18 protein-coding genes are annotated in these 13970 nt (G+C 62.0%); 8 read left to right on the forward strand and 10 right to left on the reverse strand.

What is annotated here, in order from left to right; translation table 11 throughout:
* Nucleotides 1-40: 40 nt before the first annotated feature.
* A complete protein-coding gene (locus CO675_RS08530; protein ID WP_018269877.1) occupies nt 41-658 on the reverse strand; it encodes a hypothetical protein in 618 nt (205 codons plus the stop codon).
* Nucleotides 659-800: 142 nt separating this feature from the next.
* Here CO675_RS08530 and ligD point away from each other — a divergent pair, with 142 nt between their 5' ends.
* Entirely contained in the window at nt 801-1748 is a 948-nt protein-coding gene (gene ligD / locus CO675_RS08535) for a non-homologous end-joining DNA ligase (protein WP_097671507.1), read from the forward strand.
* Nucleotides 1749-1829: 81 nt separating this feature from the next.
* Here the strand turns inward: ligD and CO675_RS08540 are convergent, their stop codons facing one another.
* The 3 genes from CO675_RS08540 to ku all read right to left on the reverse strand — a co-directional run bounded on the left by CO675_RS08540 (nt 1830) and on the right by ku (nt 3791).
* Entirely contained in the window at nt 1830-2294 is a 465-nt protein-coding gene (locus tag CO675_RS08540) for a metallophosphoesterase family protein (protein WP_097671508.1), read from the reverse strand.
* A complete protein-coding gene (locus CO675_RS08545; RefSeq protein WP_097671509.1) occupies nt 2291-2794 on the reverse strand; it encodes an NUDIX hydrolase in 504 nt (167 codons plus the stop codon). Before CO675_RS08545 ends, CO675_RS08540 begins: the two co-directional genes overlap by 4 nt.
* Before the next feature lie 64 nt (nt 2795-2858).
* Nucleotides 2859-3791 (reverse strand): non-homologous end joining protein Ku, encoded by a 933-nt coding sequence (ku, locus tag CO675_RS08550; protein WP_097671808.1) that lies wholly within the window; start codon nt 3789-3791, stop codon nt 2859-2861.
* Nucleotides 3792-3936: 145 nt separating this feature from the next.
* On the opposite strand from ku, the gene CO675_RS08555 reads away from it, so the two are divergent.
* Genes CO675_RS08555 through CO675_RS08565 form a run of 3 tightly spaced genes read left to right on the forward strand, consistent with a single transcriptional unit; the run spans nt 3937 to nt 5557 of the window.
* Complete coding sequence (locus CO675_RS08555; RefSeq protein ID WP_174771015.1) at nt 3937-4332, forward strand: hypothetical protein; 396 nt, start codon at nt 3937-3939, stop codon at nt 4330-4332.
* Nucleotides 4333-4378: 46 nt separating this feature from the next.
* A complete protein-coding gene (locus CO675_RS08560) occupies nt 4379-4828 on the forward strand; it encodes a hypothetical protein (RefSeq protein WP_018269870.1) in 450 nt (149 codons plus the stop codon).
* Nucleotides 4829-4831: 3 nt separating this feature from the next.
* On the forward strand, nt 4832-5557 hold the full coding sequence (locus CO675_RS08565) for an SOS response-associated peptidase (RefSeq protein WP_018269869.1): 726 nt from the start codon (nt 4832-4834) through the stop codon (nt 5555-5557).
* Between the two features lie 390 nt (nt 5558-5947).
* Here the strand turns inward: CO675_RS08565 and CO675_RS08570 are convergent, their stop codons facing one another.
* Genes CO675_RS08570 through CO675_RS08585 form a run of 4 tightly spaced genes read right to left on the reverse strand, consistent with a single transcriptional unit; the run spans nt 5948 to nt 9921 of the window.
* Complete coding sequence (locus tag CO675_RS08570; protein ID WP_245452679.1) at nt 5948-7528, reverse strand: SAVED domain-containing protein; 1581 nt, start codon at nt 7526-7528, stop codon at nt 5948-5950.
* Complete coding sequence (locus CO675_RS08575; protein WP_018269867.1) at nt 7485-8432, reverse strand: AAA family ATPase; 948 nt, start codon at nt 8430-8432, stop codon at nt 7485-7487. The genes CO675_RS08570 and CO675_RS08575 overlap by 44 nt, the downstream gene beginning before the upstream one ends.
* Nucleotides 8432-8947, reverse strand: coding sequence for an HORMA-1 domain-containing protein (locus CO675_RS08580; protein WP_018269866.1), 516 nt, complete (start codon nt 8945-8947; stop codon nt 8432-8434). The genes CO675_RS08575 and CO675_RS08580 overlap by 1 nt, the downstream gene beginning before the upstream one ends.
* An 8-nt stretch (nt 8948-8955) precedes the next feature.
* A complete protein-coding gene (locus CO675_RS08585; protein WP_026192282.1) occupies nt 8956-9921 on the reverse strand; it encodes a CBASS oligonucleotide cyclase in 966 nt (321 codons plus the stop codon).
* Nucleotides 9922-10076: 155 nt separating this feature from the next.
* Here CO675_RS08585 and CO675_RS08590 point away from each other — a divergent pair, with 155 nt between their 5' ends.
* The 4 genes from CO675_RS08590 to CO675_RS08605 are packed head-to-tail and all read left to right on the forward strand — an operon-like array spanning nt 10077 to nt 12346.
* Complete coding sequence (locus CO675_RS08590; RefSeq protein ID WP_026192281.1) at nt 10077-10289, forward strand: ribbon-helix-helix protein, CopG family; 213 nt, start codon at nt 10077-10079, stop codon at nt 10287-10289.
* Nucleotides 10286-10921 (forward strand): GNAT family protein, encoded by a 636-nt coding sequence (locus CO675_RS08595; protein ID WP_018269863.1) that lies wholly within the window; start codon nt 10286-10288, stop codon nt 10919-10921. Before CO675_RS08590 ends, CO675_RS08595 begins: the two co-directional genes overlap by 4 nt.
* Nucleotides 10911-11414, forward strand: coding sequence for a helix-turn-helix domain-containing protein (locus CO675_RS08600; protein WP_141381990.1), 504 nt, complete (start codon nt 10911-10913; stop codon nt 11412-11414). Before CO675_RS08595 ends, CO675_RS08600 begins: the two co-directional genes overlap by 11 nt.
* The gene (locus CO675_RS08605; RefSeq protein WP_018269861.1) at nt 11411-12346 is read left to right on the forward strand and encodes an ImmA/IrrE family metallo-endopeptidase; all 936 of its coding nucleotides are present in this window, start codon (nt 11411-11413) and stop codon (nt 12344-12346) included. Before CO675_RS08600 ends, CO675_RS08605 begins: the two co-directional genes overlap by 4 nt.
* A gap of 200 nt (nt 12347-12546) precedes the next feature.
* Here the strand turns inward: CO675_RS08605 and CO675_RS08610 are convergent, their stop codons facing one another.
* On the reverse strand, nt 12547-13242 hold the full coding sequence (locus CO675_RS08610; protein WP_018269860.1) for a hypothetical protein: 696 nt from the start codon (nt 13240-13242) through the stop codon (nt 12547-12549).
* Between the two features lie 5 nt (nt 13243-13247).
* The gene (locus CO675_RS08615) at nt 13248-13916 is read right to left on the reverse strand and encodes a DUF1889 family protein (RefSeq protein ID WP_018269859.1); all 669 of its coding nucleotides are present in this window, start codon (nt 13914-13916) and stop codon (nt 13248-13250) included.
* Nucleotides 13917-13970: the final 54 nt, after the last annotated feature.

A 13970-nucleotide genomic window follows, 5' to 3' on the forward strand; every position in this document is an offset into this window, starting at 1 on the left:
TGCCTTCCCTCGGTGCCGCCGAGCAAGAACTGCCAAGAAACTAACTCCGCGCACGCTGCAGCGCAGCTTCCAATCGCTCCTTTTCCTTATTCCAGCGATCGTCTTCGGTTTGCGATCTCTTCGCGAGAGCCTCAACCTCGGCCTGGATGGCGGCAGCCCGCTTCGCGTGCTCCTGCTCCGCCTTGTCCAGCGCAGCCTGCGCCTTGTCGACCGCCTGCTGACGGCGCTCACGTTCTCTCTGCCTGGCGGCCTCCTCCCTCGCCCGTTCACTCTCCCGGCGCCTCTCCTCCCGTTCGTAGGCAAGCGCAGCCTTCCGCTCGGCCGTCTTGTCGACGGGACGTGAGGAAGGCTCCTTCGCAATTTGCCCCTTCGATTTGCGCGGGGCGTTCGTCGATCTCCTATCCCCACCGAGATCGGAGGGCAGTTCGGCTTGCTCGCTGAAGGATCCGTCGGATCCGACCGGGCGCCTGAGAACGACGCCAGGCTTCTTCATGGCCGCAGCGATGATGTCCGGATCGTCGCTTTCCCTCGCTGCGCCCTGGTGGAAGAGATTACTGTTGGCGCCCCAGGCTTCGAGGGCCGCTTTCATGGAGGGAGTGGCAATCGCCAGATCGAAGAAGCCCAGCGAAGTCTGGTAGGTCTTGAGTTTTCTCGCCATCGGTCCGGTCCGCCCTCCTCAATCGAGCGTCAACGTCACGCACGCCACGGAGCCCGCGGAACACGACGCGGCCCCGAAGCGTTCCCTAATCCTTGAAGGACGTCCACGCATTTCGCAACGTGCTCTTAAGGATTGGCCTCGAATGAGCCGGACGTCGACCCTGCCCAAGCGCCTGCAGCCGATGCTCGCTACGCTCACCGACGCGCCGTTCGACGACCCCGGCTGGGTTTTCGAGGACAAGTATGACGGCTTCCGGATGATCGCGGAAATCCGGCGGGGCAAGGTTGCGCTCTACAGCCGCAACGGCAAGATCATCAGCCGCAGCTATATCGAGGTCGCCAAAGCGCTGGAGGGCGTGAAGGGCGATGCCGTGATCGACGGAGAGCTCGTCGCGATCGGAAAGGACGGCGTCTCGCATTTCCAGTTGCTTCAAAACGCGCTGCGCCATGAGGCGAAGCTCCTGTATTGTGCCTTCGATCTCATGTTTGAGAACGCAGCAGACTTGCGCAACCGGCCTCTTCTCGAGCGCAAGAAGCGGCTGAAGGCAATTCTGCCGCGCGACAAGCTGATCGCCTTCAGCCCTCACCGCAAAGGGGACGGTACGAAATTCTTCGCCGAGGCCGAGCGGAAGGGTCTCGAAGGCATCATGGCAAAGCGCGCCGACAGTTCGTATGCGTCCGGAAGCCGGACCCCGGATTGGCTGAAGATCAAGACGGCAAAGCGACAGGAAGTGGTGATCGTCGGCTTCACGGCGCCCAGGCGCACCAGGCCGTTCTTCGGCGCCCTGGTCCTCGCCGTGCGGGAAGACGACGCATGGCGCTACATCGGACACGTCGGCACTGGCTTCAGCCACAAGGCCCTAGAAGACCTCCATGCCAAGCTCTTGAAGCTGAGGGCCTCTAAGTCACCCTTTCCTGCCAAAGTGAAGGACGAGGCCGCCACGACCTGGGTCAGGCCCTCGCTGGTTGCCGAGGTCAAATTCGCGGAGTGGACAAGCAAAGGCGAATTGCGCCAGCCGGTCTATCTCGGGCTCAGGTCCGACAAGCGGGCCAAGGATGTCGTGCGCGAGCGAGAACGCTCGCGCAAATAGCGCTTCCGTTCGGGCGTAACCCGGCCAACGGAACGAATTAACGCATTCGCCTCCTTCGCTGTGAATTCCGTAGTGGTGCGCTCAGTCGCCTCCAAGGTCGTGGATTTCCGGTCGCACGCCCTCACGCGTGACTTCGAGCGTCGCAAGCGTGATCGGCAGCTTGAAGCGCCGGTGTCCCGCGCTGCCGGGATTCAGATAAAGAATTCCACCGACCGTGTCGATCTTCGGCACGTGGGAATGCCCGGAGACAATGACGTCGATGCCGGCGCAGGGATCGATCTGCAGCGTCTTCAGGTCGTGCAGCACGTAGATCGACTTTCCCGCCAAGCGCACGAGTTTCGTGTCGGGATATTGGTGGGCCCACTCGCCGCTGTCCACGTTTCCACGAATGGCCGTGACGGGCGCGATCCGCCGAAGTGCGTCGACGATCTCGGGGCGCCCGATGTCGCCGGCATGGATGATGTGATTGACACCCGTCAGGCCTCGTTCCGCCTCGGGCCTCAACAGGCCGTGCGTGTCCGAAATGATTCCAATCCTGAACGTCATTTCCCGGCGCTCTCAACCGCGATCGCCAAAAGACGATCCAGAAGCTCTACCTGCCCGGACAGCATCTTGGTCCGCGCGAACTCGATATTGAACCATTCCGCGCGGTCGACTTCGGGAAAGTTCTGCCGTCGACCGCTTCGTGGCGGCCATTCGATATCGAAGGTATTGCTGGTCAGCGCCGCCGGGTCAAAATGGCCTTCGCCGGCGAATGCGATAACGCGCTTCCCTCCTCGCTGTCGGACCTCCCCCAGCGCCCGGAGTGGACCAATCGAAGCACTCGGGCCGAGTTCTTCGGCAAACTCGCGCCGCGCGACCTGCTCCGGAGCATCCGCGCCATCGATTTCGCCCTTCGGAATGGACCAAGCGCCATTATCCTTCTTGCGCCAGAACGGACCGCCGGGATGAACCAGCAGAACCTCGAGCCCGCGAGCGCCCTTGCGGTATGCGAGAATGCCCGCACTCAACATCGATCTCCTGGAAGTCTTTTTCAGCGCAGCCATATCGCTCTCTGCCGCGGACGACGAACTAACGGCCGTCTGGCATCACGGGACGCTTCACGACACGCTAGGCTGACTTCCGCTGCGGTCTGGTCGCCGGCTTCTTTGCCGCGGCTTCCTTCGCTGGCTTCTTGCCGGCAATCGGCATCAGCATTTCCTTCTGCCCTGCCGCCGCCGTGCGCGGCTTCTTGGCCGTCTTCTTCGGCGCCTCTGTCGGGCCCGTCGCGTCTCGTCCGATGCTCTTGCGCAGCGCGTCCATCAGGTCCACGACATTCTCACCTCGAGGACGCGCTTTCGCGGTGATGGGTTTGCCGGCGCGCTTCTGATTGATGAGATCGATGAGGGCGGTCTCGCACTGGTCTTCGAACTTATCCGGCTCGAAATGGCCCGCCTTCTGATTGACGATGTGCTTGGCGAGATCAAGCATGTCCTTGGTAACTTTGACATCCTGAATGTCATCGAAATACTCGTCCGCGGAACGGACTTCATAGGGGTAGCGGAGTAGCGTGCCCATAAGCCCTTTATCGAGCGGCTCGAGCGCGATGATGTGCTCGCGATTGGTCAGCACCACGCGGCCGATTGCGACCTTGTTCATCTCGCGGATGGTTTCCCGAATGACCGCGAAGGCATCGTGCCCGACTTTACCGTCGGGACGCAGGTAATAGGGGCGAATGAGATATCGCGGATCGATCTCGCTGCGGTCGACGAACTCGTCGATCTCGATGGTTCGTGTCGATTCTAGCGCGACGTTCTCGAGCTCCTCCTTGGTCACCTCGATGAAGGTATCGGTATCAACCTTGTAGCCCTTGACGATGTCCTCGTTGTCGACCTCCTCGCCGGTGTCGGCGTCGACCTTGGCGTACTTGATCCGATGGCCGGTCTTCCGGTTCAGCTGGTTGAACGAGACCTTTTCGGATTCCGAGGTGGCCGGATAGAGCGCAACCGGACAGGTGACGAGGGAAAGACGAAGGAAGCCTTTCCAGTTGGCGCGGGGGGCCATCGCGGGGAACTCCATTACTGATGCCGGATTCAAGACGAACGAACCGCCTTGGTTCCGACACCGCGACCCGTCCAGCAGGCCGATTTTTCTCATCCAGGCCCCTGAACGGACTCGACTTTTGTTCTTGTTATGTTCTAATTCAGGCATGACCGACCGACCCGCGAGCTGGCGCATGCCGACCCCAAAGCAGATGGAAAAACTGGCCGCTGAAGCCGCCCGTAGGCCGAGCCCCTCCGCTGCTGGTTCAGATGCGCCGCTCCCGGCTGAATATTGGGCCTCCGTCCTCAAAGACCCTCGCGTCGGTACGACCGAGGTCCAAATGCGGCAGCGGCGTCTTTCCGAAATTCAGCGCCACGTACTCCGCACCTCCTGCCGCCGTTGCCAACGGACCGTGGAAATCCAGACCGCCGATGCCGTTCGACTGTATGGCGCCAACGCGCTCTGGAAGGACGTCGCGCAGCGGCTGCTCGACAACACCTGCCAGCAGCGCACCGGCAGGCATGAAGAAGACGGGTGCTGGCCGGCATTCGAGACGCCGTAGTCGCTCAGGATTTGCCGATCCGATCTCTTTGCGTCTGGATGCCCGGATGGCCCCGAAGTATCACCCTACGCCCCTGTCGGGCGGCGATCGCAAGGCTCTGGCAAAAGAGCTCGGCAAGGCACGCGCGATGGCCAACATCCTGGCTACCCAATCGGCGGAGATGCGGGCCAAAGGCGAGGCGATGATCCAGCAAGCCGATAGGCTGCTTTGCGAAAGCTGGAACGAGCGGATGTGGAGTGATGGCGAACCGATCGATCCGTCGCCAACCATCGATCAGGCCGTGAATGGAGGCTTCCCTTGGCTCGAGATCAGGTGCGCGCGTTGCAAGACGCCGAGCGACGTGGACCTCGCGGCGATGAAGCACCCGCCGACCACCTTCGTGCACGATCTCGCCAGCCGGCTGCGCTGCCGCCAATGCGCCAAGGCGGGCCGGCGTCCATCCGCGACTCTGCTACAGTTGACGTGGCAGCCGCGCCATCCTCGAACCGAACCCTGACCGATGTGCAATCTTTATTCGATCACGACAAACCAGGCCGCGATCAGCGCGCTGTTTCGCGTTGTGAACCGGTATGTCGGCAATCTGGCGCCCATGCCGGGAGTTTTCCCGGACTACACGGCACCGATCGTGCGCAACGGGGCCGAAGGCCGCGAACTCACCAGTGCGCGGTGGGGAATGCCGTCGTCGTCAAAGGCGCTGATGGACGCCACGAAGAAACGGGCCGAAAAGCTGCAGGCCAAGGGCAAGACCGTCGATTTTAAGGAACTGCTACGGATGGAGCCGGACGGCGGCACAACTAACATCCGAAACGTGAAGAGCAAGCACTGGACGCGATGGCTGGGAGCCGAAAACCGCTGCGTGGTGCCCTTCAACTCCTTCAGCGAGTTCAACAAGGCTGAGGGCGGTGATATCTGGTTCGCGCTCGGTGAGACACGCCCCCTCGTCTGCTTCGCCGGCATCTGGACCAACTGGACGTCTGTCCGGAAGGTCAAGGAAGGAGAGACGACCAACGACCTCTTCGCGTTCCTCACAACGCTGCCGAACGCAGAGGTCGGCGCCATTCACCCCAAGGCGATGCCGGTGGTCCTGACGACGCCGGACGAAGTCGAGACCTGGATGACGGCCCCTCTGGACGAGGCCCTGAAGCTGCAGCGGCCACTTCCGGACGGCACGCTCCGGATCGTCGCTCGCGGCGTCAAGGAAGACCTAACAGGGCCAACTGCGTGACCGACGAGACTGACTACCAAACGGGGCCGCACCGCATCGGCGCAAAATCATGTCGATATGGACGCATCCGTGGAGCAGCGCGCTTAATTAACAAGACCACCAGGCTGCGTTCCGTGATCGTGATCCCGCCGGCAGAGGTGACGCTACTTTCGCTCATGCATCGGATCGCGTTCCCTGCTCCAAGATTCTTGCCTTCTCACTGCGACGCGCAAGCGAGTGTGCGCTTTTTGACAGAAATGTTGCGGGATCGCGCGGACGCAAGCGGATAGAAGAGATGATGGGCGAGATCGCGCAGCTGAAGACGAAAGCGGCCGGGCCCCCGCAACGGAAGCGGTCGCGTGGCGCTGGATCCTAGCGGATCATAGGTCAGCGCCGCTCTTGGGGTTTGCCTCATGCGTTTGCCTTGGAGAACGGAAGCGTCAAAGCGGCCATGTAGGAACGGCCACGTCCGCCGTCGAAATCAAACTCATAGAGCCGAACAGAGCCAAGCGCCGTCTGGCGCTGGCCAAGAAAGAACGTGAAGGCATTGGGCGCAGCGATGAATAGATGGGTGATGCCGATCACATCGGCTTTAACCGCCCGAACCGCGCTGGTCGCAGCGTCCGCGAGCTCGAAAGCGTGGCGCCCGCAGGTGACCGACTGCGCACCTGAGCCAGAACTCGGCTTCAGGATCAAAAGCCGGCCGACACTCGGAAGCGCGGTTTCGCAGTATCGGCGCGCATCGGCCGAAACGTCATGAGTCAGGCCGAGCGCGACAGCGAGATCCGGCTGGTCACTCCGAAGCTCCACTGTTTCCGCGACGAGGGCCGGCCAGCTCGGATCGGAAATTGCGTCACCGGCCGACCAGAGCCGACGGCCGGTACTGCGCTGCTCGAGCTCGACCTGGCGGCCCGACTTGATGTTGATGATGGAGCCGGCGACGAAGGCCAGCGTGACGTGGGCGTCAAGCGCAAGCCGCAGGCGCGGCTGGTCCTTGGCAGCAGCGAGCAGAAAGCCTCGCAGCGCGGGATAGAGCTTTGTTTCCCAGTCCCCGTCGCTGCGGATATAACGCTCGTCAAAGGACGGGATCATGTCCAGCACGGCATGACAACGCTCCTCGAGCCGATCGAAGGCGTGCTCGAAGGATTTGACGCCAAAGACCCGCGGTCCGCCTCGCGCAGCGCCCAGCAGATCTTCCCGAGCGCAGACGGCGCGGAAGCCGGCGCGGTCGAATTCGAGCCGACCCTGCGCCATCCACTGGAAGACAACATCGTCATAGGGGAACGCGCTCTGGTTGGCGGAAATGCGCTGCAGGCCGACATAGGCAAACAACAGGTCAAGCTGATCGCGCAGCCCATCGAGAGTGTCGGTCGCCTCGCCAAAGGCGAGCGTGCGTGCCAGCAGCCGAAGCTCGGCTTCATCGATGCCGAGATGCTCGCGCCAAGCCTTGCGCACGGCGCCAGCCTTGCTGTTGTCGGTCACCGAGCCATATAGCCGCTCGAGCCGCATCGCGCCGGAACGGGTGCCGACCATTTCGCGCAGCGGGTCGTCGCGGTCGAGGCGCCAGTTGGTCACCAGCTTGAACCGCACGCCGCAGCCCTGGGGGGCATGGGCAAGCTGCGCCTCTCGCGCCCGCTGCAGCAATGATCGGGCATTGGCGTTGATGAACTCCGGGTCCACGAGATGGGAGTAGCCATAGGTGCCGGGCGTGACATGCCATTTGCACTGCATGTGCTCGCGCCGCAGTGGGTCGCCATAGTGGTCGACCGCGCTGCGCGCAGCATCGTATTCGACCCAGATGTCGTCGAAGCTCTTCGGTCCTATCTCGAAGCCCACGCGCACGACGGGGCTATCGGGATCGAGCAGGCGCGCCGCGTGATGCCAAAACAGTCGCGCCTGGAAGGTGTCTCCGTCGCGCCGGACGGTTACGGCCTGGGTCATGGAGATCTTACCTCGGCATCTCGCCGTCCTTGAAGGGCGGCGTTGGAACAATCGACCGGGCAATCTCGACCGCGCGCGCGCCATCGACCGCGCTGGTCGGATAGGCGTCCAGCACGATCGTCGGCAGCAGCCGCTGCGTCAGGTCGGAGAAGGTGAAGCCGTAATCGCGTCCGCCCCGCTGCGGCCCGGTCGCCGAGACCAGGCCATCGATATGATGACGCCCGAGACCGATGGGTTCCAGCCGGCTGGACAGCACGAAGCGGCGCTGCTCGTCGCTGGGCCGTGCGAAGCTCACCACGTCGGCCGCGCGGCGGCGCACCGCAGGATCGAGCGCATTGAGGCGGTTGGTGCACATCAGGACGGCCGCCGGCAGCTTCGCATTGGCGATCCGGTCGATGCCGCGGATGAAGGCGTTCACGCCGGCGCGGTCCTCGTGGTGCATCTGAGCCGCTTCGCGCGACTGCGCCAGCGCGTCGGCCTCGTCGACCAGCAAGATCACGGCCCCGCGCGAGCGGCCAGACGCCGACTTGAGCTTGGTCGCCTCCGCCAGGGTATAGTCGAACGCCGCCGAAAGCAGCTGCGTCATCTCGCCAACCCGGCCCTGGCCTCGGGTGGACAGGCTGAGCGGCAGCAGGGTGATGTCGATCTTCTCCTGTCGCGCCACCGCATCGCCGATCGTCTCGGCCAGCTCCGTCTTGCCCGAGCCGACGTCACCAGCGAGCACGATCAGCGGAGGGCGTCGCAGCACCGTGTCGAGCAGCGCCTGTGCGCCCGGATGGTACTTCTTCGCCCAATCGGCAAGGCCGCCCGGATTGACGAGCAGGCCGAGGATTTTCGCAAGGCGGTTCTTCTGCTCGTCGAGCCCGACCAGCCGAGCAAACCGCGCCTGCGGATCGATGTCGGGATAGGTGATGCGGCGCTCGAACAGCTCGTCGAGGGTCGGCTTGGTGTTCATTAGAAGCTCCTGACGGTGGCGCGGTCGAGGGCTCTGCCCCCGGACGAATAGGTGCGGTCGTTCGACAGATAGCCAGATATTCCGGGCTCCGGGGCACCGCCTCGCGAAAACGGCAGGCTGGCCTTGAAGGCGTCGCGCTCGGTCTGGCTGAGGCGGTCCCAGGCCGCCGTGTAGGTCATGTAGCTGTAGAAGGAGGCGCCGCCGACGTCGGCGCCCGGCCGGATCTTGCCGGGGTCGTCGTCGTTAGCCGAGGCGCCAGCGAGGTCGCGGGAGGTGTAACGCAGGGTCGGCTCGATCCACTTACCGTCCTTCTTGAAGCCGTAGGTCACCGTGTCGAGATAGCCGGCCCGCAGCATCTCGGTCGCTTCGGTCTCGTAGTCCGCGATGCTTTCGTCGGACGGCTTGCCATAGAAGCGCTGCATGCGCTTCAGGTCGGTCGCGACCTTGGCTGCCATGTGGCGCGCGTGGGTGACCGTGAAAGTCGTGCTTTCGGTAAAGCTGTAGCTATAGGACATTGTCGACCTCACGCCTGGAAGGAGGAGCCGAAGACCTTCTGCCAATAGGCGACGGTCAGTTGTCTATTGGGAGCCGCAAGCGCCGCATCGATAGCGTCGCCGGCGTCGAGCGCGGCATCGACGATCGCATCCGCATTCGCCGTCGTGTAGAGCCGGGCGACGTTGTTGGTGGCGTTCACGGGATCGATGATCTGCACCGTGTCGGTGAAGGTGCCGACCGAGGACGCCGGATAGTAGTCGCCGAAGACGATTTTCGACCGCATGTCGGTACGGGCGACGTAGGTGAAGAAGTGCTGGAGCGCATCCGGATAGTCGGCGAAATCGAGGCCATCATCGCAGAGCTTTGCCAGAATCATCTCGATCATGAAGGATTTGAAGCGGAAGCCGTCCCGCTCCTGCTTCGCGCGCCTCGCCCAGAACTTCACCAGCCGGACGACCTGGGCGAAATGCTTCTCCTGCGCGCGCTTGCGCTTGGCGGCGAAGTCCAGATGCAGCGGAATGCTCGTCTTCAGGAACGAGCCGTCGTCCTGGCTGACGAGGTTGCCGTACCACTTGGGATCGCCGTCATAGAGGATCGGCACGACATCGACATCGAGGCCCGTCCCCCGGAAAGAGACGGTGACGGAATAGGTCTGCGGCTTGACTTGGTCGGGGTTGAAGTTGGGGAAAGCCTTGCGCAGCCGCTCGGCGAGATAGTCGAGCAGCGCCCGCACATCCTTCGGCGCATCGGCGCCGCTGATGTAGCAGGCGACATCGATGTCGTTGAGGGAGCGAAGCGCCGTGCCCTTCGCCAGGCTGCCCGAGAGCAGCATCTTCTTCAGGGTGAAGTCCGGATGCTCGGACAGATAACCCTCGAGCTTCTCGCGAAGCCGCCGGGCCTGAGCCCGGTACTCATCCGCCGTCTCTTTGGGCAGGTTCACCTTGTCCTGCGCAAAGGCGGCGATCTCGTCATGGCCGACGTGTTGCCGTCCCATATCCTGCTCCATTTTGGCCGGCAGCCCGGGGGCGGCGGCGTTGAGATCAGGATATAATAGCTAAATTTTGGCTATTCAAGCTATGTAAAACAGCTATTTCACGTTGACAAAATCCGTTGATTCTCTATATGCTGCGGACAACGACGGAGGATGAGATGACGGCGAAGCGAACCATGACGCTGAACCTCACCGACGCCGAGATGCGGGTTCTGGACGAATTGTCGGCCCGGAAGGAGATCACCAAGACTGCCGTGCTCCGGCAGGCCTTGCGCCTCTATCAGACGATCGATGCTCGGGTCGAAAAGGGCGAAAAGCTCTTGTTCGAGAACGACGCGACGAAGGAAAAGGCGGAGTTGATGCTTCTATGACGGTCGACGTCTCGAAAATCTATCTTCTCGACGTCGCGAGCGGTGGAAGCGTCGAAGCCGAGCTGCGCGATGCGATCGAGCAGGTGCAACTCAACGACTGGCAGACGAAGTGGCGGCCTGCCCTGCTGAGCATACTTCAGGAGCTCGCGCGCAAGGGCGTGCCGATGGACCAGTGGCCGCAAAGCTGGCACTGGGATTGGAACAAGAAGACAGCCCGTGTCCAAGGGCTGCTGGCCTTCCGCGGCTTCAGCGTCGTCGCCCTCGGTGAGACGCAAGGACTCGCACAAATCGACCTCACGAAAATGGGCCGGGAAGCCAACCAGCGCGGCAAGCCGCTCGTCTATCTGGACTACCTTGAGGTCGCTCCCTGGAACCGGCCAGACCTCGGGAACGCTCCGCGCCTGCGCGGCGTCGGTACGGCTCTCATCACGGCTGCCGTCGCGCTCAGCGAAGACGAGGGATTCAAGGGACGTCTGGGGCTGCATTCGCTGCCTCAGGCCGATAACTTCTACCGCAAGATCGGGATGACCGATCTGGGTCAGGACGCGGCGTACCAGAATTTAAGATACTTTGAGATGACCAGCGAGCAGGCTCGCGCGTTCTTCGAAAAGGAGGAGAACGATGAAACTTGAACGAAGCAAAGAGTGGTGGATGGCTCGGGCACGTCGTGAAGGCGACGCCGTCATCGGCGCCGGCTTGCTTGCGTTCGATCCGGTGTCGGAGGAGCGGCCTACTGCGACCGGGCAGACTACCGTCGTCGAGGAAACGCGGATCGCGTTTGGCAAATTCGTGAACCTGATGCGCCGTCGCCGCGGCTTTTCGATGGAGAGGCTGGCTGAGGTTGCCGACCTCGACGCCAGCGAACTCCTCGTGATCGAGGACGACGTCCATTATGTTCCAGAGCCACGAACGGTCTTCAAACTGGCGCAGACCTTTGAGGTGTCGCAGCGGCGCTTGATGCAGCTCGCAGGCCTAGCCGCGGCAAATGACACCGGCTTGCGGCAGGAAGCCGTACGATTTGCCGCACGCTCCGAGGCTGTGCAGAAGCTCACTCCGGAAGAAAATTCCGCTCTTGAAGCGTTCGTAGCTGTCTTGAGCGAGCAGGATCCCAAGCGAGTGAAGTGAAAAACGTCAGCCTCAAAGATCGGACGATCGCCGACATTGACGGACAGGTTGACAAGGTCTTGCGGGGCCTTGGCAATCCCGAGCCGCCGGTCGACCTGCGCTTGGTTCGGGACCTGTTGAAGCTCGACCGCGGCTACTACTCGACCACGGACGACAGCCTTTTGCGGGAGACTTTCTCGCGCCTGAAGGTCGCGGGCCTTCAAGTTCTCTTGCGCCCGACGATCCTGCGCGATGCGGTCCAAAGTCTTAGTCTGAAGGCCCTCTATTTGCCCGACCAGAAGCGGATCCTGCTCGACCAGGATCTGCCCATCCTTAAGCACCGCTGGAACGAGGCCCACGAGATCGGCCACGACATCATCCCCTGGCACATTGGCATGATGTTGGGTGACACAGAGCAGACGCTCACACCCGCGTGTCACCAGATCATGGAGGCCGAGGCAAACTACGCCGCCGGCCAGCTGCTTTTTCTCGCTGGCCGTTTTGTGGAAGAGGCCACCTCTTCGGTTCCGAGCCTTGCCTTCGTCAAGAGCCTGAGCAGAGGGTTCGGCAACACCATGACATCCACGCTCTGGCGCTTTGTCGAACAAGGCCATGGCGGCCGGCCAATCGTAGCGCTGGTCACCGGCCATCCGCATCGCACGCGGCGCAAGGCTGATTTCGATCCTGCCAACCCGTGCCGGTATTGCGTGGAATCTCCTCCATTCCGTGAGCGGTTCGGTATTGTGCGCGAGACCGATCTGTTCGCGACGATCGTTGGCTATTGTGGTTCGCAGCGCGGCGGTAGTCTTGGCCGCAGCGAGGTGCTGCTCGCGGACCTAAATGGCGATCGGCATGTCTTCGACTTCGAGACGTTCTTCAATCGTCACGAGGCTTTGACGCTTGGCTATTGGTTGCGCTCGCACAGCTCGGCCGTGCCGATGCAAACATTTTGAACCGGCCCGATAGTCATCCGCTGTCTCGAATATTAGACACTGCTGACCTGACATTATCAGCAGCCAGAGATGAACATCCCCATCGGGTCCGGCCCAATAACATGGCATGATTAGAGGATCCAGGCTCGTAATCAAACTTGGGCGCGCGGTCTGACCGCCGCCCCACAGTCACCGGGCAGAACGGATGCTCTCTCGTTCGATTACACCCCAAGCAAATGTTTTGCGGCTGAAAGATTTGGCGCATATTGTACGTTGATCGGGCTAAATTCGGCCTGTAGATCGGCGTTCAATATGCCTCGCTGCTCGTTAGCGTAATCCGCGGTATTGGAAGACGCGAACACGATCGGTGAGGTAAGCCCGGCTGCGCGAAGCACGGCGATGACTTCCAAATAAGTTTCGATCACGACGCAGTCCTTCATCGACTGCCCGCGCCTCCCCGGGGTATGCGGCGCCATCAGCCTAGCAAAGGCCCGATCCGCGATGGCGGGTGATGGCCTTACCGTCTCCGAAGCTGCCATCCAATGATCAGCAACGGCATGCGCGCGCTGGACATGATCATCCAAATGGGAGAGATCGACGACGCCCGTTCCGCCGAAAACCTTGTCGATTTCGTTCGCGCGGATGATGCGCTCACGTAGCTTCGTCAGCGCTTGGATCGCTTCTTGTTCGACCTTTGGTACATTTTCAGCAAACTCTCGCCGCACCTGGTCTGCGACGAGGCCGACGAGCTGAGGCCCCGTCGTCATCGCCGCCAGCAGCGCCTGCGCGGCAACTCGCTCATGCGCGCGGGCTGTATCTCGTGTTGGATCGCGCATGATATCGAGAACGGAGCACGTGTCAGTACAAAGCACCGGCAAACCCAGCCCCGCAATGCGCGCAACTTCTTGCGGCGTCATGAGGTTTAGGTCCGCTCGTCGTCATAGGCCTGCAGCAGATCCTGCGCAAACTCATATTGGATAGCCAGATCGTGCGCCGACTCGTCGTCCCAGCCCTCGGCCTCGACCAGCCAGCGGGTAAGAAAATCGGCACTAAGCGCGCCTCCGCTTTGATGTGCGAGGATAAGAAAGTGCATCCATCGCTTGCGATCTGCCGGATGTGTCGCCCCTGTCGATTTGTTCGCGGCACCAGAGAAGCGCCTCAGGGCGGCGGCGACATCGGGAGAGGACACGTCCTGGAGGGATTGGCTGTCAGATGTAACCTCGACTAAAAATCCACCACCGATGGCGGCGGGCCGAGCGATTAAATCGGCAAACTCCCGCAGAAGCGCATTGTACGTCCCGTAGCCAAGTTTACCCGTCTCGCGCGGAACGATGTTTGAGACCTCATAGCCGTCCGGGCGGGACCACAAGGTCAAGCCTGCCGCCGGCAGCACCGCATCCGACGCGCGCTGGAAAGCGATCACATCGCCATCGAGTGAGGTGTTTCTTTTCAACGATTTCTCGGCCTCAGGCGCATGCTGCCAGGGCCCGGAGACATGTCCGACCAAGGCAGACCGGATAACAGAGATATCTCCGGCCGGCGCACGGAGTATGAGATCCTGAAATACTTCGATAGCGTTAGGTTCGCTCATAGGCGCGCTCACTAGTCGATGGGGCTCGATTAATATAGCTATGCCCGCGTGCGG

The sequence above is a fragment of the Bradyrhizobium sp. C9 genome (assembly GCF_002532045.1).
In the GTDB taxonomy this organism is placed as follows: Bacteria; Pseudomonadota; Alphaproteobacteria; order Rhizobiales; family Xanthobacteraceae; genus Bradyrhizobium.